This window comes from Rhodococcus sp. NPDC077669, from assembly GCF_040686915.1.
Taxonomy (GTDB): Bacteria; Actinomycetota; Actinomycetes; order Mycobacteriales; family Mycobacteriaceae; genus Rhodococcoides; species Rhodococcoides fascians.
The window spans coordinates 18,490-38,143 of record NZ_JBFBMD010000009.1 but is presented as its reverse complement, the minus strand read 5'-3'; the positions used below and the strand labels follow the sequence as shown (position 1 = coordinate 38,143).

The following is a 19,654-nucleotide window of genomic DNA, read 5'->3' as shown; positions in this document are numbered from 1 at the left end:
GAGCGCTCACTCAAGCGTGAAGTGCAGAAAATCTCCACTCGATCACGGACCGGTACGTCTGGCCCGGTCGCAGCACCGCAGAGGGAAAGTTCGGGTGATTCGGTGAATCGGGGAACAGCTGGGGTTCGAGTGCGATGCCGTCGCCTTGGCGCAGCATCGAGCCGCGTCGAGACACATCGCTGCCGTCCAGGAAGTTGCCTGTGTAGACCTGCACTCCGGGCTGATCGGTCCACAATTCCAGTGTCGTTCGACTGCGTTCGGAGCTCAGGATCGCCGCACGCCGAAGCCCCGTACCGTCGACGACCAAGTTGTGGTCGACACCCCGGGCGGTCAGCAACTGCGGATGAGTGGCTCGGGCCAGGTCTCCGACTCGTCCGGGCCTGCGCAGATCCAGCGCGGTGCCGTCGACGGATTCGATGGCACCGGTCGGGATTCCCTCGGTGTCGACCGGGGTGTACGTCGAGGCGAACACCTGCAGGGTGTGATTGTCGATGCCATGGCCGTCGAGGTCGAAATATGCGTGCGACGTCAGGTTCACCACCGTCGGCGCGGTGGTCGTTGCCGTCGACTCCAACCGCACGCGATCGGGCGTGACGGAGAACTGGGCCCGCGCACGGACTTCGCCCGGGTAGCCCTGATCGCCGTCGGGGCTGATCAACTCGAATTCGACCGAATCCGTCGATCGGCCGACCACTGTCCAGTGTCGTGAGTCGAAGCCGTCGGTTCCGCCGTGCAGATGGTTGGTGCCGTCGTTGATCGTCAGTTGCACCGCTTGCCCGTCGATCTCGAACCGGCCGTCCTCGATCCGGTTCGCGTACCGGCCGACGGTGGAGCCGAAATAGGCGGTGGACGAACGAAGCTCACGCTCGCCCGCCACGCCGACGAGAACGTCGCGGCGCTCGCCGTCTCCTCCGGTCACCGACATTCGTTGCAGGGTCGCGCCGTAGGGGAGTACCTCCACCTCCACCCCGGGCGAACGTCCGATGGTGATGGTCTCGTTGTGATCGTCGTCGGTGGGCACCGGTCGACGATAGCTCCGGGGAGTGAGATCGGTCCCCGGATTGCTTCGTGCGGCGGGCGACGCACCGTGTATTCGTAGGTGCGCATACTATGGTGTGATGCAGGCCACGTCACTGCGCATTGATCGTCTCGATGAGATGAAAATAGCTATCGCGCAGTCGATCTCGGTCTGTCGAACGCAGCCGGACACCGTCGAACAGGAGAAATCGTGGCAGGCAACAGAGCAGTGACGTACGCCGGACCAGGCAGTGTAGAGGTTCAGGACATCGCTTTTCCGGGCCTGGAATTGACCGATGGCCCCGGCGTGAATCCGGCCAATGTCGGCCGCAAATGCGAACACGGCGTGATCCTGAAGGTCGTCTCGACCAACATCTGCGGCAGCGACCAGCACATGGTCCGTGGACGCACGACGGCACCCGAGGGTCTGGTGTTGGGCCACGAGATCACCGGCGAGATCGTCGAGGTCGGACGAGACGTCGAATTCTTGAAGGTCGGCGACATCTGCTCCGTTCCGTTCAACATCGCCTGCGGACGGTGCCGAAACTGCAAGGAGCGCAAGACCGGTATCTGCCTCAACGTCAACCCGGATCGACCCGGTTCTGCGTTCGGTTACGTGGACATGGGCGGATGGGTGGGCGGCCAGGCCGAATACGTCATGGCACCGTACGCGGACTTCAATCTGCTGAAGTTCCCCGACCGGGATCAGGCGATGGAGAAGATCCTGGACTTGACCATGCTCTCCGACATCTTCCCGACCGGATATCACGGCGCGGTCACCGCGGGAGTGAAACCCGGTGCGACGGTGTACATCGCGGGTGCGGGCCCGGTCGGTCTGGCGGCCGCGGTCGGCGCACAATTGCTGGGCGCGTCGGTGGTGATCGTCGGCGACATGAACGCCGACAGGCTGGCGCAGGCACGAACGTTCGGCTGCGAGACCGTCGACGTGGGCAAGGGCGCGCCGCAAGATCAGATCGAACAGATCCTCGGTGTCCCGGAGGTCGACGCTGCGGTGGACGCGGTGGGATTCGAGGCTCGCGGCCACGGCGGAGACTCGTCCCACGAAGCACCGGCCACGGTGCTCAATTCGCTGATGGACATCACCACCGCGGGCGGTGGCATCGGAATTCCCGGGCTCTACGTCACCGGTGATCCGGGCGGCGTGGACGAGGCCGCACAACGTGGCGCTCTCTCGCTCAGCCTCGGCACCGGTTGGGCGAAGTCGCTCTCGTTCGCCACCGGGCAGTGCCCGGTGATGAGCTATCACCGAGAACTGATGAATGCCATTCTCAAAGAACGAGTCTCGATTGCGAAAGCGGTGAACGCAACGGTCATCACTCTCGACGACGCACCACGCGGCTACCGGGAATTCGACAGCGGAGTCGCTCAGAAATTCGTCATCGACCCGCACGGCATGATCTCGAGCTGACGGCGTTCGGCCCAGCACTCGTTCGAGCCACCGACGTCTCGAAACGCGAGGGTGGCTCGAACGACTGCTGCGCCGAGTCCGGCACCTGTTCGAGCCACCTATGCTGGGATGATGTTCCTCCTCTTCGGTTTCGGCAGCAAGCGCAAACACGTCGGCCCTGGCGCAACGCGAAACTGCCCGCGGTGCCACAACACGACCCAGTGGGCGAGAATGAAGCAGTACCAGCAATTCACGCTGTTCTTCGTCCCGGTTGCGCGGTGGAAACGCGTCGAGTTCGAGGAATGCGGGATCTGCGGGGCTGGGGTGTCGATCTGAACGGGCTCGCGCGCCCGTGACGGTGCGGGCGCGCGAACCATCCGGCAGACCGTCGCTCACGCAGGAGCCAGCACCACCACCGAATTGTGTCCTCCCATTCCCAGTGAGGATTTCATCGTCAGACCTGGCTCGGCTGCGGTGAATCCGTCGAGCAACTGCGGGTGTCCGTCGGAGACCTGTGGGGCCGCAGGAACCAGTCCGCGATCGAATCCCATGACGGCAGAGATGGTTTCGACGGCCGACGCCGCGCCTTGGCAATGCCCGGTGAGCGGCTTCACCGAATACACCTGCGCGTGTGAGCCGAGCACCGTCTCCAGCATTTCCGTTTCTGCGGCATCGCACTGAGCGGTGCCTGGCCCGTGCGCATTGAGGTAGCGCACCTGGCGCGCCGTGGCACCGGCGTCCGTCAAGGCGGCTTCGAAGCAGTCTCGTACCTGCGTCAGGGCCGGGTCGATGGACGTCGCGTGGAACGCGTCGTGAGTCATCGAACCGCCCAGTACCCGCGCGTACGCAGCATCGCTACGGTTGGTGAGTACGAAAGCTGTTGCTGCTTCGCCCATTCCGAACCCACGACTACCTTCCTGGAACGGTCGGCAGCCCTCCTGAGGTTCCACGTCGACCACCCCGACGCCGAGCGCGACGAAATGGTCGATGTTCTCCGGCGTCAGAGACAGGTCGGTGGCGACGAAGACGACGTCGTCGACGAAGCCGGTATCGAGCCACATCTTGGCGGTGAGAAGGCCGGCGTTGCCCGACGCGCACATGGCCGAGACGTTCATCGCCGGGCCGTGAAAGCCGTGCTCCTGCATCAGCAGTGATACCGGGGTCGACGGCATCAGCGTCAGGTAGTCGCGCACCCGCCGCACACCGCCGTCCTCCAGATAGAAGTTGCGCCACTCGTCCACTTCACCCAGGACGACCGCATGGACCAGACCGACCCGCCGACCGGGACGCCAGCCACGAGCGAGTGCGTCGTCGATGGCCTCGCGTGCGGCGCCGCGCAGTGCGCGGCCGAAGCGGCTGGTGCCGTCGTCGGTCTGCCCGCCGTCGGGCACTTTGGCAAGCCACACCGGGTTGCGGCCCGGGTGTGACCGGTTGTGGTGCAAGGTGGCGGCAGCCTTACCGCTGGCCAGACCGGTCCACAATGCGGCCGTACCCCAGCCGTAGCCGGACACTGCGCCGATCCCACTGATGTCGATGCCGTGAGATGTCATGATCGATTCCCGTTCCTTCTCGAGTTGTACGAGCCGTTTTCGGCTGGTTCCTCGATTTAGCCCCGCAAACAAGCACTGGGTCCAGTCGGAAAACGGACATAAGCATCGAACCGTGCAGAAGATTCCGGCTCGGCCCACAAAAGTGGTTGAATCGAGTGTCGACAGACCGCCTACGAACGCGAGGACCGCAGATGGCCCCAGGGGAGCGCGACGTCGTCGGCGACCCCGAAGCCGATCCCGGGTCGCCCGGTCTCGCAGATCGTTATCGGGTTCTGATCGAACACTCGCCCGACGCGATCGTCGTCCACAGGCGAGGCAACCTTGTCTACGTCAACCCTGCGGGGCTCCGGTATCTGCGCGCCGACAGTCTCGGTGCGGTGGTGGGCCGTCCGATCACCGACTTCATCGCGGCCGCGTCGATCGGGCCGATGCTCGAGCGCATCGCCGCCCTGGACGTGCACGGAACCGCCAGTTCGGCCTCCGAGGCGGAGGTACTCGCCCTCGATGGATCGACTCTGACCATGGAGGCGGTCTCGGTCCGCACGGTGTGGAACGGAGAACCTGCATTTCAGGTCATCCTTCGCGACCTCACCGAACACAAGGCCGCACAGAAGGCGCTGCACTATCAAGCCGCGTTGGTCGAGCACGTCAGCGACGCCATCGTGGGGGTGTCCTCCGACGGGGTCGTGTCCAGTTGGAATCCTGCCGCGGAGTCGGTCTACGGACGGCGCGCAGCAGATGTGCTCGGCCTCTCCGTATCGAATGCGGTGGGGGTGCCCTGCGACCCGGTGGCCATTCTCGCGGCCGGCGGTCGGCTGTGGGACTCGCATCTGCGCGCGGACGGGACGGCGTTGGCGATGGTGGTCGCCGCGGCCCAGATGCCCGACGGGTACGTGTTGGTCTGCGCCGACCAGAGTGCCGTCCGCCGGGCCGAGGAGCATTACACCGCCGTGGTGGAATCGCTGGAGGCAGGTGTCGTCGTACTCGACCACGCCGGTCGCATCACGTCGGCGAACCTCGCGGCGAAGACGATCCTCGACATCAAGGTGGGATCGGCGACGACGGGACAGTCCGCTGTGCTGCCGTTCCGGGTGTACGGCACCGATCAGCAACCCATTCGGCGACTCGAGCACCCCGTGGCCGTCACCGGCAGAACCGGGAAGCCGAGCCAGTCGGTGATCGGAGTCGAACGTCGTCGGGACGGACGACATTTCTGGCTGTCTCTGACTGCGACCATGCTCAACTTCGGCGGCCCGTCACCCTCGATCGTGGCAACGTTCGTCGACGTCACCGATGCCTATCGGACGAGCATGAAGCTCGAACACGCTGCAACACACGACGACCTCACCGGGCTTCCCAATCGCCCGCTGATTCTGGCGCGGCTCGACCAGGAGCTGTCCCGGTCGAGTCGGGAGGATGCCATGGCGGTGTTGTTCATCGACCTCGACAACTTCAAGACCATCAACGACCTGCACGGACATACGGTCGGTGATGCCGTACTCGGTATCGTGGCCGCGCGCTTGACGCGGGCTCTGCCGGACGACGCATTCGTCGGACGCATCGGCGGTGACGAATTCGTGGCTGTGGTGCCGTGCAGTGTGGGGTCGGAGGCGGACGACGTCCGGGCGGAACTCGCAACCCCGATCACGACGGCAGACCGAGAACTGACGGTGACCGCCAGTATCGGTTGCGTGACCGTCGGCAGTGGTGATCCTCGCACTGCCTTGGACATTCTCGACGATGCCGACCACGAGATGTATCAGGCCAAGCCGGTGTCGCAATACTCGGCGCAGTCGTAGCGTTCGGTAACGAACAGGCACGACTGTGCACTGTTGTTACTCGTGGGGCTCGTGCGTCGTACATACTTCAGCGGTGATCAGGACCCTGCGCAAGCACGCCCTCGCCATTCCCATGACGCTCGTCGCCGCCGTCGGACTGCTGTTCGGCGCAGCAGGTACGGGTAGCGCTGCGCCTGCGGTCACGTACACCATGGTGGCCTTCAGCAACGACAGTGATCGCAACATGGACGTGTACCAGTCCAGCAACGGAACGGACTTCACCACGGTCGAGACTGCCGCGTACACGCCGCCCTCCGGTGTGGTTCGTGACTCCAGCATCTTTCGAGCCGCCGACGGTATGTACTACGTGACATATACGACGGGCGGCGGCGCGGAAATCGGCTTTGCGCGCAGCGCAAATCGGGTGGATTGGGAATTCTTGCAGAACCTTCCGATCCCGTTCTGCTGTCTGCTTCTGCCCGGGACCGGGGCGGGTACCGGCTCGGCCGGGTCCTCGGAACTCCCGTCTCTGTCCCCGTTCACCACCAAGGCGTGGGCACCGGAGTGGTTCGTCGAGGGCGACCGCGTCAGCATCATCGTGTCGTTGTCTGCCGGCGGAGGGTTCGTGCCGTATCTCATGACGGCGACCGATCCCGGCCTGACGACGTGGAGTTCGCCGGTTCCGTTGGTGGGAATCGTCAACGACCACATCGACACCACGGTGGTGAAGGACGGGTCGATCTACCACGCATTCACCAAAGGTGAGAGCAACAAGGTCATCGAACACTGGATCGCGCCCGCTCTGGGCGGTCCCTACGTTCGGGACCTCACCTTCCGCGATTTCGGTCCCTTCAAGGAAGGGCCCGCCGTCGTCGAGTTGCCCGACGGCACCTGGCGGTTGTACTACGACGACTACACGAACCAGAAGTACTTCTACTCCGACAGCGCCGACCTGAGCGGCTGGTCCGCACCTCAGGAGCTTCCGGCGCTGTCCGGAATCGTTCGCCACATCGGCATCATGAGAGAAGCTGCGTAGCAACAGTATTGCGGTCAGGCCTCCGACAGTGCTCGGAGGCCGGCCGCGATGAATTCTCCAGTTGCTTCGGCGGCGTTGCGTGCTCCGGCACCGGTATCGGAGCCCGACAGTGCGCGGTGGGTGATGCCCTCACCGATCACACCGAGCTTGAAGTTGGCCAACGCCACATAGAAGCCCCAGTTGTCCACCTCGCGGCCCGATCGAACAGCGTACTGCTGCACCAGATCCGCCGCCGAGGGGTAGCGGTCGCTCGTCCAGGCTGCGTCGGCACCGAGAACGGCATCGAACACGGGTTGCCGGTACACGCACATCAGCGCCACATCGGTCAACGGATCGCCGAGTGTGGACATCTCCCAGTCCACCACGGCTGCAACAGAACTCACGTCCTCGGCATCGAGAATAGTGTTGTCGACTCGGAAATCGCCGTGCACGATGGACGCCGCCGATCGGGTGGGCACCGCGGCTTCGAGGGCGCGGTGAAGTCGGTCGACGTCGGGTAGTTCCCGTGTCTTCACCGTCTGCCACTGACGCGCCCACGTGGCTACCTGTCGAGCAACGAAACCGTCGGGGCGACCGAACTTTTCGAGACCCACGGCCGCAGGATCGACGGCATGCAGCTCGGCGAGCACTCGCACCAATTCGGCGGCGTTGTCTGTGACCTGCTCGTCGGTCAGATCGCGCAGATCCTCGCGTGTGCGCACGACGTGCCCGGGAACGAAACGGACCACCGTCATCGGAGCACCGAGTACGTCACCTTCTCGGTCGAAGGCCACGGTCTCGGCCACCGGCACCGCGGTGGACGCGAGCGCGTCGGTCACTGCCCACTCCCTGGCCATGTCGTGCGCCGACGGGGTCAGGCCACTGGTCGGGGGCCGACGAACCACCCACGTCGAGGTGTCGTCGTACACCTTGTACGTCAGGTTGGAGCGACCGCCGCTGATCATCTCGACCGTCAGCTCACCGTCGACATCGATGCCCTCGGCACGCAGGAATCGTTCCAGAGCAACGCGGTTCATGCCCGGTAGGTCGCTCATGACTGCTCCTGTGCGGCGCGCTTCGCTGCCCCGACCGCTCGTTTTGCGATGGCCCAGCGATGCACTTCCGACGGGCCGTCGTAGACCCGGAACGGACGTACTTCGCGCGAAAGCCGTGCCAGTGGCAGGTCGTCCGATACCCCGAGCCCGCCGCACATCTGGATGCTGCGGTCCACGATGCGAAAGATGGCCTCGGCTGCGAACGTCTTGGCGATGGAGGTTTCGTTGCTCGCGTGGCCGCCGCGATCCAGCTCGAAGCAGGCCTTGATCAAGAGGGCACGGGATGCGGCGATGTCGATCTCGTTGTCGGCGACCATCTTCTGGATCATGCCGAGATCGCCGAGCTTGTCGCCGAACCCTTCGCGCTGGGCCACCTGGGCGACGGCGATGTCGTGCGCCCGTCTCGAGGCTCCGAGCCACCGCATCACGTGGGTCATGCGGGCGGGTCCCAATCGCACCTGGGCGTAGGCGAAGCCCTCGTCGACGGCCCCGAGAACGTTCTCGTCTGGCACGAAGACGTTCTCGAAGAACACCTCGCAGTGCCCGCCGATCATGGCTTTGTCCAGGGTGCCGATATGACGGCCGACCGTGATGCCCGGTGTGTCGGCCGGGGCCAGGAACATCGTGGCTCCGCCTCGGTCACCCGGCTTTCCGGATGTACGGGCCATGATGATGAAGAACCCTGCGCCGTCGGCTCCGGTGATGAACCACTTGTGTCCGTTGATCTTCCATCCACCGTCGGTCCGTTCGGCCGCAGTGGTGAGGGCAGAGGGATCGGAGCCGGCACCCGGTGCCGGCTCGGTCATCGCGAATGCAGATCGTTGATCGCCGCGGGCGAGAGGGGCGAGGAATTGATCCTTCTGTGCCGGCGATGCGATGTGCGCCAGCATGTGGACGTTGCCCTCGTCGGGTGCGCCGAGATTGAGTGCGATGGGGCCGAACAGGGAGTAGCCCGCTTCCTCGAACACCGGTGCGCGGTCGCTCATCGACAGACCGTGCCCACCGTATTCGACGGGTGCGTGCGGTGCGAACACGCCCGCTTCCTTGGCTGCGGACTGCATCTCGACCCGGAGGCCGTCGCCGCCTGCGTCGGCGATATTGCCCAGAAATCGATCCTCGATCGGGAGCACGTATTCGCGAGTGAACGTACGCGTTCGGTCGATCAGCTTCTCGACGTCTGCGTCGAAGGTGAGGTCGATGGCCATTCTGCACTCCCTGGTCGATACCGACCGAACACTCGCTCGGTCTCTTGAAGACTGGCATACACGCAGGTTTCGGTCAAGGAACTCACGTCCTCTGTACAGTGCCTCGGCCGGTAGCAGCACCGACCGTTCGGCGTGCGATATCGAGGTACACCTCGACCAGTTCGGCCGGCGTCAGCGGGCCATCGGGTCGGTACCAGGTGGCCACTCCGATGCACATCGTGGTGACGGCCCGGCTGGCATCCGCGGGGTGCGGGGTGTCGAAGACCCCGGACTCGACTCCGTCGGTGACGATGGCGTCGAGCAGTCGTTGCTCTTCGTCGCGCTTGGCGATGTAGGCGGTGCGGTTGGCCGGCTCGAGACTGCGAATCTCGGTGGAGCACACGAACGCGGCATCGCGGCGATGGATATGGAACAGCAGCAAGGACTCCACCACCGCGTCGAATCGGTCCTTCGGCGACGAACCGGCCCCGTCCATGGCCGATCGAGTCCGGTGCAACAGTTCGTCCATCGACGCATTCATGATGCCGACCAGGAGGGCCTGCTTCGACGGAAAGTGGTGATACAGACCGGGAACCGACAAGCCGGCACCCGCGGCGATCTGCCGCACCGACGTGCCGTGGTAGCCCTGCTCGACGAAGATGCGCAAGGCCGACGCCAGCGCTGGGGACAGTGCCGCGCCCTCGTATGTTCGCCAGTCGCCGATCGAGGTCATGCGATCACCGTAGAGGGCAGAGCGAACTGGGCCGGGCGTTCGCACCGGGTTGACACCAAAGTTGTGATCCGCAACACTAGCGAGACAGCAGACCGAACGAGTGTTCGGTCGGTCCACGTGGGCCGAAAGTCTGCTCGAGCGGAAGGGCCGTTCATGACCCTCGACAGCGCGACCGGGCCTGCGACTGTTCTCGACGCCTGGCGTAGCCGAGTCGCCGACACCCCGGACCGGCCGGCGCTGGCGTACTTCGACGCCGTGCTCACGGTGCGCGAGGTGGACGAGGCGTCCGATGCACTTGCCGCCGCACTGTTCGATCGAGGAGTGTCACAGGGCGATCGCGTCGGCATCTATCTGCAGAACATTCCGCAGTACGCCTTGACGTTCCTCGCGTTGTGGAAGATCGGGGCGGTCGCGTTGATCCTCAACCCGATGTACCGCAACCGTGAACTTCGCACCTTGATCGACGATGCAGAACCTGTCGCGCTCGTCTGCGACGAACACGATCTCGATTCTGTGGGGGCGACGTTGCGCGGCAGTTCGATTCGACTGCTCGTGAGCACCAGCGGACTGGACCTGCAGACACGCGACGACCCACGAGTCTTTGCGTCGACGTCACGCGTGACACCCCGGCCCGACGACGATCTGATGGGTCTGATCGACCGCTACCGTGGTCGATCTTTCCCCGAAATCGATCCCGAGCCGGACGATCTGGCGCTACTGGCCTATACGTCAGGAACCACGGGTCCGCCGAAAGGCGCGCAGATCTCGCACGCGAACGCCTTCGCGACTGCCCTCGATTTCGGGGAACGGGCCGGTCTCGACGACGGCGACGTCGTGTTTGCCGTCGCACCGCTGTTTCACATCACCGGCGCGATGCTCGACGCGGCGGTGGCCCTGATCCGCGACTGCATGCTCGTGTTCGCGCATCGTTTCGACGCGGCAGTCACTCTCGACGCTGTCGTCGAGCATCGCGTCACCTACACCATCGGTTCGATCACGGTGTTCAACGCGATCTCCGCAACCGAGGGTGCGACGAGGGCCCACTTCGAGTCGGTGAAGGCGTTGTATTCCGGAGGCGCACCTATTCCGCCCGCCACCGTCGCCGCGTTCGAGTCCCAATTCGGTTGCTACATCCACAACGCATACGGGATGACCGAAACCACGGCGGGAGTCATTGCCGTGCCACCTGGCGTGCGCGCGCCGGTGGACGCGGCCAGCGGTTCACTGTCCGTCGGGTTGCCTCTTCCGCGCGTGACGTTACGAACGCTCGACCCTTCGGGCCGGCCGACACCCCCAGGACTTGCAGGGGAACTGGAGATCTCGGGTCCGCAGGTGGTGTCGGGCTACTGGCGCAATCCGGACGCGTCCGAGTCGACGATGCCAGAGGGACGTCTGCGCACAGGCGACGTGGCGATCATCGACGAACACGGCTGGGTGTATCTCGTCGACCGGCTCAAGGACCAGATCAACGTGTCGGGATACAAAGTGTGGCCCCGAGAGGTCGAAGATGCACTCTACGAACATTCAGCGGTGTTCGAGGCCGCTGTGGTGGGCAGGCCGGATGACTATCAAGGGGAATCGGTGGTTGCGTACGTGTCACTCCGGCGCGACGCTACCACGACGCCGGATGAACTGATGGCCTTCGCGCGTGAACGACTGGCCGCGTACAAGCGTCCGAAATCCATCCACATCATCGACGAACTTCCCAAAACCCAAACCGGGAAGATTCGACGTGCAGCACTCAAACCTGTTCCTGTGAAAAAAAATTCGATCGAAAGTGGCACTCCATGACTGTCGGATCATCGCACGACACCCGCTCGACACCGGATATTTCCTCACGGAAGAAATCGTTGTTCGCCAGCACGATAGGCAACGTACTCGAATGGTACGAGTGGAGTGCCTATGCAGTGTTCGCGCCGTTCATCGCGGCGGCCATGTTCAGCCAGGCCGATCCTGTCTCGGCATTGCTGTCCACGCTTGCGGTGTTCGCCGTCGGATTCCTGATGCGGCCTCTCGGCGGCATCGTGTTCGGACGCATCGCGGACAAGAAGGGCCGCAAGTTCGTTCTTGTCACCACGATGCTGATGATGGCAACCGGCAGCTTGCTGATCGGCATCATGCCCACCTACGGTGCGATCGGGGCGTGGGCCTCGGTACTGCTGTTGCTCGCACGCGTCATGCAGGGTTTCGCGCACGGCGGCGAGTCGGCAACGGCGTACTCCTACGTCGGCGAGATCGCACCACCGAACCGACGTGGCATGTGGGGCAGCGTCGCGTTCGTCGCCATCTTCGGTGGATCGGCTCTGGCATACACCGTGGGTGGCGTCATCACCTCCACCCTGTCGGACTCTGCTGTCGGGCAATGGGGTTGGCGCATCCCCTTCCTCCTCGGCGCGCTCCTCGCGCTGTTCGCTCTCTACCTGCGCAAGAACATGGACGAGAGCGAGGTGTTCGACTCGGAGCAGAACAAGGTCGAACAAGAACCGATCGCGCGTAAGACCGTCGTCAAAGCGATCGTGTTGATGATCGGAATGACGTCGGGAATCACGGCGGCGCACTACACCTGGACCTCCTACGTCTCGACGTTCGCCATCACGCAGCGCGGGATGAACCCGGACACCGCCTACTGGATGCTCGTCGTCGCGCAGTTGATAGCGCTGGTGTCGCTACCGTTCTTCGGTCGCCTTTCGGATTCGATCGGTCGGCGGCCGATGCTGGCGGCATTCGCAGTGCTGATGTTCGTGCTGCAGATCCCGCTGACGATGCTGATCTCCACGCAGTGGTGGTCATTGCTGCTGCCGTCGACGGTGGCCCTGCTCGTCATCGCCGTCCCGGCCTCGATTCTGTCGTCGACGTTGTCGGAGAGCTTTCCCACCCGACTCCGAACGCAGGCAATCGGATTCGCCTACTCGTTCTCGGTTGCGGTGTTCGGTGGAACGGCACCGTATCTCAACCAGCTGTTCCTCGGGTTGGATCTGGGCTGGGTCTTCGGCGTGTACATCATGTTCCTCGCTGCCCTGACCGGAGTCGCTTGCTTCTACATGAAGGAGACCAAAGGCATCCGGCTCGAGGACGTCTGACTCGGACCGGCCGACTCGGTCGAATCGAACGACACGCCGGTAGTGTTGCGCGGTGCTCTACGTTGAGGTCATGAGAACCGCAGACGCCACTCGTCGACGCCTCCTGCTGCTGCTGACCGTCATCGGCTTCGTCGTCCCCAATGCCTACGTCGTCGGCTACTTTCGCGAGCACGGGGTGAGCGCGGGCAGCGCAGCGAAGTTCTTCTCCGAATGGGTGGCGTCCACGCCGACGCGAGCCTTGACCGCCGATCTCGGTATCACCAGTATCGCTTTCGGGATCTGGTCCAGAGGGGATGCGAAAGATCACGGCGTCAAACATTGGTGGCTGGTTCCCGTCGGTACCGGCTCGGTGGGAATTTGCTTCGCGCTTCCGCTGTACCTGTTGCTGCGTGAGTATTCGCAGTGATGTCGCCGATCGAGAAAGAGGACCGCTTCGATGACAGATGACGCCCTTGCCGACTTCGAGCGAACCGAGTTCACCGCAGACGGGCGCACGGCGCCTGTCTATCGAATCGGCACCGGGCCGGCGGTCATCGTGATGTCCGAAATGCCGGGCATCACGCCGAGAGTGGCGGATTTCGCGCGCACCGTCGCCGGGATCGGATGCACCGCGATCGTGCCGCACCTGTTCGGCGTCGACGGTAAAGATCCTTCGACCGCGCCCCTGGGCGTGCTCGGGACGGTGGCAACGATCTCTCGCGCCATCGTGCCGGCGTGTATCAGTCGAGAATTCACCATCCTGGCCACCGGCAAGTCGTCGCGAGTCGTGGTGTGGCTGCGTGCTCTGGCGGCCGAGGAACACGAGCGGTGCGGCGGACCGGGCGTCGGTGCCATCGGAATGTGCTTCACGGGCGGGTTCGCCCTGGCCATGGCCGCCGACGATCGATTGATCGCACCGGTGCTGTCGCAACCGTCACTTCCGTTCGCGGCATCGAAGTCACGCAGTCGTTCCATCGACATCAGTGCCGGCGACCTTTCGAAGGTGAAAAGCCGTTGTGCTGCGGGAGATCTCACTGTTCTCGGTATGCGGTTCCAGGGCGACACGATGTGTCCCCCTGCACGGTTCGAGTTTCTGAGGGAACAACTCGGCGACGCATTCGTCTCCGTGGAATTGCCCGACTCCTCGTTCAATCCGGAAGCCTTCGGACCGCCGCACTCCGTCGTGACGGAAGGACTCATCGACGAGCCGGGTCAGCCGACGCGGCAGGCACTGGACCAGGTACTCGATCTGTTCCGCAGTAAGTTGCTCGCAACGCCGTGAAGCCCCGCGGCGCGAACACGATGCGAAGCCGAAGGTCGAATTCACGACCACGGAATCGTGGCCTGCAGAACCGCCTCCTTCAGCGCGGCGGTCCGTAACGCCGTCACCGTCTGATATTCGGGATCGGCCACCATCTCGCTGAACGCCTTACGTGACGGGTACTGGACCATGAGGACTGCATCCCAGGCCTGCCCGTCCTCGGCGGCAAGTGCGGTCGAACCGTCGCCCGCGTACAGCACCGTCGCGCCGTAGCGCGGGAGGAAAGTCTCGTCCAGTGCTTTCGCATATTCTGCGTAGGAGTCGCGACCGCCCTCGGCGAAACGAAGCAGGTTGAGCATCACCACCGGACCACCGGGGTCTTCTTCGAGGTAGCGCTTCAGGTCTCTTCCACGGGGATCGACAGCCATCGTTCGAGTATGCGTGAACCGTGGATCCTGTGGAGTGTAAAGCGTTGTCGTCGGTCGAGTCGATCCACTGTTGGACCCCACGAGGCGGTCGCTCCGCGCTCAGCGGTAGAACTTGGAGAGCGCGAAACCAATGACTCCATCAAGGGAAGTGTGTCGTCCATGACCGATGTTGAGAACGTGACCGTATTCGGAACCGGAGTGCTCGGTTCACAGATCATGATGCAGGCTGCCTACCACGGAAAAACCGTTGTGGGATACGACATTTCCGACGAACTTCTAGCCAAGCTGCCGGACCGCTGGGAATGGATGCGCGGATACTACAAGCGTGACCTGAAGACTTTCGACGAGGCGCGCTTCGACAAGGCCATCGAATCCATCACGACCACCACCAGCGTCGCGGAGGCTGTTTCGGACGCCGACCTGGTGATCGAAGCAGTTCCGGAGGATCTCGACCTGAAGAAGAAGGTCTGGTCTGATATCGGCGCGTCCGCCCCGCCGAAAACTATCTTCGTGACCAACTCGTCATCGCTACTGCCCAGCAGTTTCGCCGAGGCCACCGGGCGGCCGGAAAAGTTTCTCGCATTGCATTTCGCCAATCTCGTGTGGCGATACAACACCGGTGAGGTGATGGCAACTGCTGCAACAGATCCTGTCTACTTCGATGTCGTATTGAGCTTTGCTTCGGAGATCGGTCTCGTTCCCGTTCCGGTCCGAAAGGAAATTCCGGGATACGTGCTGAACAGTCTGCTGATCCCGCTGCTGCAAGCGGGAGCCAACCTCTACGTCGGCGGGGTTGCCAATCCGGCGGACATCGACAACGTGTGGCGCATAGCCACCGGGGCACCCGCCGGTCCGTTCCAGATATACGACACTGTCGGCTTCAACGTCGCAGCACATATCGCGCGCGCACACGGTGGCGAGGATCAGGTCAAATTTGCCGACATACTGCAAAAGGGTATCGACGCGGGAAAGACCGGTCTCGGGGACGGTGAAGGCTTTTACACGTACGACTCCGAAGGCCGGCGACTCGATGTTGTCGAGTCGTGGAACATCAACTGAATCGCTCGATCCCGCCTGTCGGTGATCCTGGGATCGACGACCCGGGCTCGAGTAATCGGACATGGGCGCATGTGCGCATGACCACCGGCGACGCCGAATTCAGCCGAGCCGGGTCAACCGAGTTGGCGTAGTTGTATCGCGGTGTCCAGCGCCAACCGATGCCACGCCGAACGCGGATCCCGTCCGGTCAGTTTTTGAGCCCGGCGCAGTCGATAGCGCAAAGTCTGCGGGTGCACCTGCAGTCGGGCGGCTGCAGCCGTTGCTGTGCCGGTGGAGATGAAGGCCGAAAGGCCGTGCAGGATATGCTCGTTCGCTGCCTCGGTCAGCGGGCCGAGCACGCTACGCACCACCTCGCTCGTGTCGGCGGTCGGGCGCGCTGTCAACAGTGCCAACAGCTGACCGTCGCCCTGATCGAGCAGTGCCCGGCCGTCGAACGCGTGATCCGGTGCGGTCTCGAGCGCTTCCGAGGCGAGTCGCCACGAACTGCTGATATCGGTAACGGTCGATCTCTCCACGAGGCATCCGCGCAGCAGCAGATCCCGACACGCGAGGTCGACCTCGGCGCGATGGATCGACGGCGGCAGCAGCGCGATCGCGCGTTGTTCGCGCCGAGTGCACAAGTGCGTCCGTTGATCCGCCGTTGTGGTGCGGTCCGGAGGGACGAGGCCCATCGCAAGCACCAGAGACTCGACGGTGTCGTCGGACATGGGTCGGCCCGGATCGGTGGACTGCACCACGAGCAGGTTCGGTTGCGTGGGCAGCTTCAGGTCGAGTTCGCGAGTACGGTCCGACACCGTCCCGGGTGAGTTGTGTCTGGCAGCCAGCAAGTCGTCGAGCAACGCGGCGTGCGCCTGCGCACGGTTGGATGTGAGCTGTTCGCGCGCAATGACATACGCACCGATGATCTCCTCGGATATGGCGTCGATCGCGTCGAGCACGCCCAGGCCGAGTTCGGCGATGTCCGGCGGGTCGAGTACTTCCAGATACTCCGTTGTCACGTGCCGAACGAACACGCTCGACGCGACTCGATACGCGCGCAGCACATCGGCCAGCGGCCGCCCGTCTGCCGCGCGTGCGGAACCTATGGCTCGGAATCTCTTGTGGTCGCGGTCGTCGATCGTCCGATCGCCGTGCGCCCACAGGGCCATCAGCCGCCTCAGTGACCAATACGCGATGGCCTCGACATCGGCCAATTGTGGACCCTGCAGTGACTGGTAGACCGGGATCGCGTCGCGAATCGCGTGTACTGCGGATGCGACGACGGGGCCCAGATCCGATTCGATCTTCGCGACCACGGCGACCCGCGCCGGGTACATCGATCTACCTCGCACTCTTTATCAGCACCTGATAAATCCTATACTCATTCGACTCGATTTCCTTGAGTTCCGACGCCGACGACAGCACAGTCGAGGGAGACACCCGGGTCGAGCAGAAGAGTGGGGCAATGGACGCAGACGTGATCGTGGTGGGGGCCGGCTTGGCCGGACTGGTGGCAACCGCCGAACTGGCCGACGCGGGAAAGCGCGTGCTGCTCCTCGACCAGGAACCCGAGCAGAACCTGGGTGGTCAGGCCTTCTGGTCCCTCGGCGGACTGTTCATGGTCGACACGCCCGAACAGCGTCGAATGGGCATCAAGGATTCTGCGGAGCTGGCGTGGCAGGACTGGCTCGGCACAGCGACGTTCGATCGCGGCATCGACGACCCTGCAGGGGAAGACTACTGGGGTCATCGGTGGGCCAGGGCATACCTCGATTTCGCGGCAGGTGAGAAGCGGTCGTGGCTCCACGCTCAGGGAATGCGATGGGTCCCCATCGTCGGATGGGCCGAGCGCGGCGGCTACCTGGCCGAGGGGCACGGAAATTCGGTTCCGCGATTCCACCTGACGTGGGGCACCGGGCCGGGTGTCGTCGCGCCGTTCGAGCGCCGCGTACGTGAGGCTGCCGACAAAGGACTGGTGCGCTTCGGTTTTCGGCATCGGGTCGACGGATTCGTCGTCGACGGGGCAGCGGTGGTCGGAGTTCGCGGTGCGATGCTCGAAGCCAGTGCAGCGGAGCGAGGGGCAGGAAGTACCCGCGTCGAAGTGGGTGAGTTCGAGCTCCGCGCCGGTGCCGTGCTGGTGACGGCAGGTGGAATCGGGGCCAATCACGATCTGGTGCGCGAGAATTGGCCGGCGCGGCTCGGGACGCCGCCGAAGTCGTTGATCTCCGGAGTGCCGGAACACGTCGACGGCCGAATGCTCGGCATCACCGAGAAGGCCGGCGGCCGCCTGGTCAACAAGGACCGAATGTGGCACTACACCGAAGGCATCAAGAACTGGAATCCGATCTGGAAGAACCACGGCATCAGAATCATTCCGGGCCCGTCGTCGATGTGGTTCGATGCCCGCGGGCAACGGTTTCCGGTTCCGAACTTCCCCGGATTCGATACGCTGGGAACGCTGAAAGCGATCCAGGACAGCGGTTTCGAGTACTCGTGGTTCGTATTGACCCAGAAGATCATCGAGAAGGAATTCGCGTTGTCCGGGTCGGAACAGAACCCGGACATCACCGGCAAGAACCTCAAGCTCGTTCTCGGGCGGGTATTGCCCGGTGCCAGCGAACCGGTGGAGGCATTCAAGAAGAACGGCGAGGACTTCGTCGTCGCAGATTCTCTCGAAGAATTGGTCCAGGGCATGAACCGAATCACCGGCGAGGACTTGATCGACGGTGTCGACCTCAGGCGTCAGATCGAGTCGCGAGACCGTGAGGTGGACAATCCTTTCACCAAGGACCTGCAGATCTCTGCCATCCACAATTCCCGGCGCTCGCGCGGTGAACGCATCGCGCGGACCGCTGCACTTCACAAGATTCTCGATCCCAAGTCGGGTCCGCTGATCGCGGTGCGGTTGAACATCATCACTCGAAAGACGTTGGGCGGCATTCAAACCGATCTCGACGGTCGCGTTCTCGACTCGATGGGCAATGCCGTCGAGGGGCTGTGGGCTGCCGGTGAGATCGCCGGATTCGGCGGCGGCGGTGTGCACGGCTACCGGTCCTTGGAAGGAACCTTCCTCGGTGGATGCATCTTCGGCGGACGGCAGGCAGGGCGAGCCCTGGCGGCGCAGGCGTGAGAGTGCCGCGTTCGCTCGGTAGACCCCCACTGCCCGGTGCGGCCGACATCGCCACCACGGCATCGGCGAATCCCCGCTCCCCGGTGTCGGTCTCGTTTCTCGGGGTGAGCACGCTGCTGTTCGACGACGGCGAGTCGGCGATCCTGACCGACGGCTTCTTCTCGCGTCCGTCCCTGCCGAAAACCCTTCTGCTGCCGCTACGTTCGGACGGCCCGAGAATCGACAGTGCGTTGCGTAGGGCGGGCATCGGGACGCTCGACGCGGTGGTGTGCGCGCATTCTCATTTCGATCATGCCCTCGACTCCGCAGCGGTGGCACTGCGCACCGGCGCTGCCCTGGTCGGTGGTGCTTCGACCGCACAGATCGGGCGGGGCGCGCAGATGCCCGAGGGTCGCATCACCGTCGTCGCCGACGGTTCCGCAGTCGAGCTGGGTCATTTCACCGTCACGTTCGTCGAGTCGGTTCACTCGTATCCCGACCGAGCTCACGGGACGATCGACCGGCCACTGCGGCAGCCTGCTCGGGTGCGAGCGTTCCGGTGCGGTGAGGCGTGGTCGATGGCAGTCGAACACCGTCCGAGCGGCAGGCGAGCTCTCGTCCACAGCAGCGCCGGGTTCCGAGCGGGCATGCTCGACGGCCTTTCCGCCGAGGTGGTGTACCTGTCCATCGGTCAGCTGGGGCACCGAACACGCGAGTACATCGACGAGTATTGGCGGGAGACGGTGTTGTCGGTGGTGGCTCGGCGCGTCGTGCTGACGCATTGGGACGACTTCTTCCGGCCCCTCGACAGGCCGTTGCGGCCGCTGCCCTACGCCTTCGACGACATGCGCACCTCGCTCGACGTATTGACCGCCTGTGCACGCAGAGATGGGGTCGAACTGCAGTTGCCGACGCTGTGGCGGCGTGCGGACCCCTGGGCAGACATGGTCTGAGGCACCGAACGGGAGCGACCGAAATGCGCGGCGGTCGTCGAGCAAGATAGGGCAGGGTATCCTCTC

The 19,654-nt window shown here is 63.9% G+C and carries 18 protein-coding genes; 11 read left to right on the top strand and 7 right to left on the bottom strand.

From position 1 onward, the window contains the following. Positions 1-10 precede the first annotated feature (10 nt). A complete protein-coding gene (locus AB0P23_RS13110; RefSeq protein WP_206498288.1) occupies positions 11-1,021 on the bottom strand; it encodes an aldose epimerase family protein in 1,011 nt (336 codons plus the stop codon). Positions 1,022-1,228: 207 nt separating this feature from the next. Between AB0P23_RS13110 and fdhA the strand changes: the two genes are divergently transcribed. Both fdhA and AB0P23_RS13100 read left to right on the top strand, forming a co-directional pair. Beyond that, the gene (gene fdhA, locus AB0P23_RS13105) at positions 1,229-2,446 is read left to right on the top strand and encodes a formaldehyde dehydrogenase, glutathione-independent (RefSeq protein ID WP_363797808.1); all 1,218 of its coding nucleotides are present in this window, start codon (positions 1,229-1,231) and stop codon (positions 2,444-2,446) included. Positions 2,447-2,554: 108 nt separating this feature from the next. Next, a complete protein-coding gene (locus AB0P23_RS13100; RefSeq protein ID WP_032368853.1) occupies positions 2,555-2,761 on the top strand; it encodes a zinc-ribbon domain-containing protein in 207 nt (68 codons plus the stop codon). Positions 2,762-2,817: 56 nt separating this feature from the next. Here the strand turns inward: AB0P23_RS13100 and AB0P23_RS13095 are convergent, their stop codons facing one another. Beyond that, complete coding sequence (locus AB0P23_RS13095; RefSeq protein WP_032368854.1) at positions 2,818-3,975, bottom strand: beta-ketoacyl synthase N-terminal-like domain-containing protein; 1,158 nt, start codon at positions 3,973-3,975, stop codon at positions 2,818-2,820. Positions 3,976-4,166: 191 nt separating this feature from the next. Between AB0P23_RS13095 and AB0P23_RS13090 the strand changes: the two genes are divergently transcribed. Next, positions 4,167-5,774 (top strand): diguanylate cyclase, encoded by a 1,608-nt coding sequence (locus tag AB0P23_RS13090; RefSeq protein WP_206498286.1) that lies wholly within the window; start codon positions 4,167-4,169, stop codon positions 5,772-5,774. Positions 5,775-5,886: 112 nt separating this feature from the next. Beyond that, positions 5,887-6,789 (top strand): arabinofuranosidase, encoded by a 903-nt coding sequence (locus tag AB0P23_RS13085; RefSeq protein WP_206498327.1) that lies wholly within the window; start codon positions 5,887-5,889, stop codon positions 6,787-6,789. A 14-nt stretch (positions 6,790-6,803) separates the two neighbouring features. Here AB0P23_RS13085 and AB0P23_RS13080 read toward each other — a convergent pair whose 3' ends face one another. From AB0P23_RS13080 to AB0P23_RS13070, 3 genes are all read right to left on the bottom strand, one after another. Continuing rightward, positions 6,804-7,823 carry a phosphotransferase family protein gene (locus AB0P23_RS13080; protein WP_206498285.1) on the bottom strand — a complete coding sequence of 340 codons (1,020 nt, stop codon included), beginning with the start codon at positions 7,821-7,823 and terminating at the stop codon, positions 6,804-6,806. After that, on the bottom strand, positions 7,820-9,028 hold the full coding sequence (locus tag AB0P23_RS13075) for an acyl-CoA dehydrogenase family protein (protein ID WP_206498284.1): 1,209 nt from the start codon (positions 9,026-9,028) through the stop codon (positions 7,820-7,822). Before AB0P23_RS13075 ends, AB0P23_RS13080 begins: the two co-directional genes overlap by 4 nt. Positions 9,029-9,110: 82 nt before the next feature. Then, complete coding sequence (locus AB0P23_RS13070) at positions 9,111-9,740, bottom strand: TetR/AcrR family transcriptional regulator (RefSeq protein ID WP_032373097.1); 630 nt, start codon at positions 9,738-9,740, stop codon at positions 9,111-9,113. Positions 9,741-9,893: 153 nt separating this feature from the next. Between AB0P23_RS13070 and AB0P23_RS13065 the strand changes: the two genes are divergently transcribed. From AB0P23_RS13065 to AB0P23_RS13050, 4 genes are all read left to right on the top strand, one after another. Continuing rightward, positions 9,894-11,531, top strand: a complete 1,638-nt coding sequence (locus AB0P23_RS13065) for an AMP-binding protein (protein ID WP_045842015.1) — start codon at positions 9,894-9,896, stop codon at positions 11,529-11,531. After that, positions 11,528-12,820, top strand: coding sequence for an MFS transporter (locus AB0P23_RS13060; RefSeq protein WP_032372980.1), 1,293 nt, complete (start codon positions 11,528-11,530; stop codon positions 12,818-12,820). The genes AB0P23_RS13065 and AB0P23_RS13060 overlap by 4 nt, the downstream gene beginning before the upstream one ends. Before the next feature lie 70 nt (positions 12,821-12,890). Next, positions 12,891-13,226: a DUF2834 domain-containing protein gene (locus tag AB0P23_RS13055; RefSeq protein WP_135046238.1), complete on the top strand. Its 336-nt coding sequence runs from the start codon at positions 12,891-12,893 to the stop codon at positions 13,224-13,226. Between the two features lie 30 nt (positions 13,227-13,256). Next, on the top strand, positions 13,257-14,081 hold the full coding sequence (locus tag AB0P23_RS13050) for a dienelactone hydrolase family protein (protein WP_032364700.1): 825 nt from the start codon (positions 13,257-13,259) through the stop codon (positions 14,079-14,081). A gap of 41 nt (positions 14,082-14,122) precedes the next feature. On the opposite strand, the gene AB0P23_RS13045 is transcribed toward AB0P23_RS13050, so the two are convergent. Next, positions 14,123-14,488, bottom strand: a complete 366-nt coding sequence (locus AB0P23_RS13045; RefSeq protein ID WP_032372979.1) for a DUF1330 domain-containing protein — start codon at positions 14,486-14,488, stop codon at positions 14,123-14,125. 159 nt (positions 14,489-14,647) lie between these two features. Here AB0P23_RS13045 and AB0P23_RS13040 point away from each other — a divergent pair, with 159 nt between their 5' ends. Continuing rightward, positions 14,648-15,547, top strand: coding sequence for a 3-hydroxyacyl-CoA dehydrogenase (locus AB0P23_RS13040; RefSeq protein WP_082079232.1), 900 nt, complete (start codon positions 14,648-14,650; stop codon positions 15,545-15,547). Positions 15,548-15,660: 113 nt separating this feature from the next. Here AB0P23_RS13040 and AB0P23_RS13035 read toward each other — a convergent pair whose 3' ends face one another. Further along, complete coding sequence (locus tag AB0P23_RS13035) at positions 15,661-16,863, bottom strand: helix-turn-helix domain-containing protein (RefSeq protein WP_363797805.1); 1,203 nt, start codon at positions 16,861-16,863, stop codon at positions 15,661-15,663. A gap of 128 nt (positions 16,864-16,991) precedes the next feature. Here AB0P23_RS13035 and AB0P23_RS13030 point away from each other — a divergent pair, with 128 nt between their 5' ends. Together AB0P23_RS13030 and AB0P23_RS13025 are read left to right on the top strand one after the other, a co-directional pair. Beyond that, the gene (locus AB0P23_RS13030) at positions 16,992-18,656 is read left to right on the top strand and encodes an FAD-binding dehydrogenase (RefSeq protein ID WP_363797803.1); all 1,665 of its coding nucleotides are present in this window, start codon (positions 16,992-16,994) and stop codon (positions 18,654-18,656) included. Then, complete coding sequence (locus AB0P23_RS13025) at positions 18,653-19,588, top strand: MBL fold metallo-hydrolase (protein ID WP_363797801.1); 936 nt, start codon at positions 18,653-18,655, stop codon at positions 19,586-19,588. Before AB0P23_RS13030 ends, AB0P23_RS13025 begins: the two co-directional genes overlap by 4 nt. The last annotated feature ends 66 nt before the right edge of the window (positions 19,589-19,654 follow it).

What these genes read in the sequence shown, in the direction of transcription:
- AB0P23_RS13100 (WP_032368853.1), top strand. Translation starts at nt 2,555, where the DNA reads ATGATGTTCCTCCTCTTCGGTTTCGGCAGCAAGCGCAAACACGTCGGC.
- AB0P23_RS13095 (WP_032368854.1), bottom strand. Translation starts at nt 3,975, where the DNA reads ATGACATCTCACGGCATCGACATCAGTGGGATCGGCGCAGTGTCCGGC.
- AB0P23_RS13090 (WP_206498286.1), top strand. Translation starts at nt 4,167, where the DNA reads ATGGCCCCAGGGGAGCGCGACGTCGTCGGCGACCCCGAAGCCGATCCC.
- AB0P23_RS13085 (WP_206498327.1), top strand. Translation starts at nt 5,887, where the DNA reads ATGACGCTCGTCGCCGCCGTCGGACTGCTGTTCGGCGCAGCAGGTACG.
- AB0P23_RS13080 (WP_206498285.1), bottom strand. Translation starts at nt 7,823, where the DNA reads ATGAGCGACCTACCGGGCATGAACCGCGTTGCTCTGGAACGATTCCTG.
- AB0P23_RS13075 (WP_206498284.1), bottom strand. Translation starts at nt 9,028, where the DNA reads ATGGCCATCGACCTCACCTTCGACGCAGACGTCGAGAAGCTGATCGAC.
- AB0P23_RS13070 (WP_032373097.1), bottom strand. Translation starts at nt 9,740, where the DNA reads ATGACCTCGATCGGCGACTGGCGAACATACGAGGGCGCGGCACTGTCC.
- AB0P23_RS13065 (WP_045842015.1), top strand. Translation starts at nt 9,894, where the DNA reads ATGACCCTCGACAGCGCGACCGGGCCTGCGACTGTTCTCGACGCCTGG.
- AB0P23_RS13060 (WP_032372980.1), top strand. Translation starts at nt 11,528, where the DNA reads ATGACTGTCGGATCATCGCACGACACCCGCTCGACACCGGATATTTCC.
- AB0P23_RS13055 (WP_135046238.1), top strand. Translation starts at nt 12,891, where the DNA reads ATGAGAACCGCAGACGCCACTCGTCGACGCCTCCTGCTGCTGCTGACC.
- AB0P23_RS13050 (WP_032364700.1), top strand. Translation starts at nt 13,257, where the DNA reads ATGACAGATGACGCCCTTGCCGACTTCGAGCGAACCGAGTTCACCGCA.
- AB0P23_RS13045 (WP_032372979.1), bottom strand. Translation starts at nt 14,488, where the DNA reads ATGGCTGTCGATCCCCGTGGAAGAGACCTGAAGCGCTACCTCGAAGAA.
- AB0P23_RS13040 (WP_082079232.1), top strand. Translation starts at nt 14,648, where the DNA reads ATGACCGATGTTGAGAACGTGACCGTATTCGGAACCGGAGTGCTCGGT.
- AB0P23_RS13035 (WP_363797805.1), bottom strand. Translation starts at nt 16,863, where the DNA reads ATGTACCCGGCGCGGGTCGCCGTGGTCGCGAAGATCGAATCGGATCTG.
- AB0P23_RS13030 (WP_363797803.1), top strand. Translation starts at nt 16,992, where the DNA reads ATGGACGCAGACGTGATCGTGGTGGGGGCCGGCTTGGCCGGACTGGTG.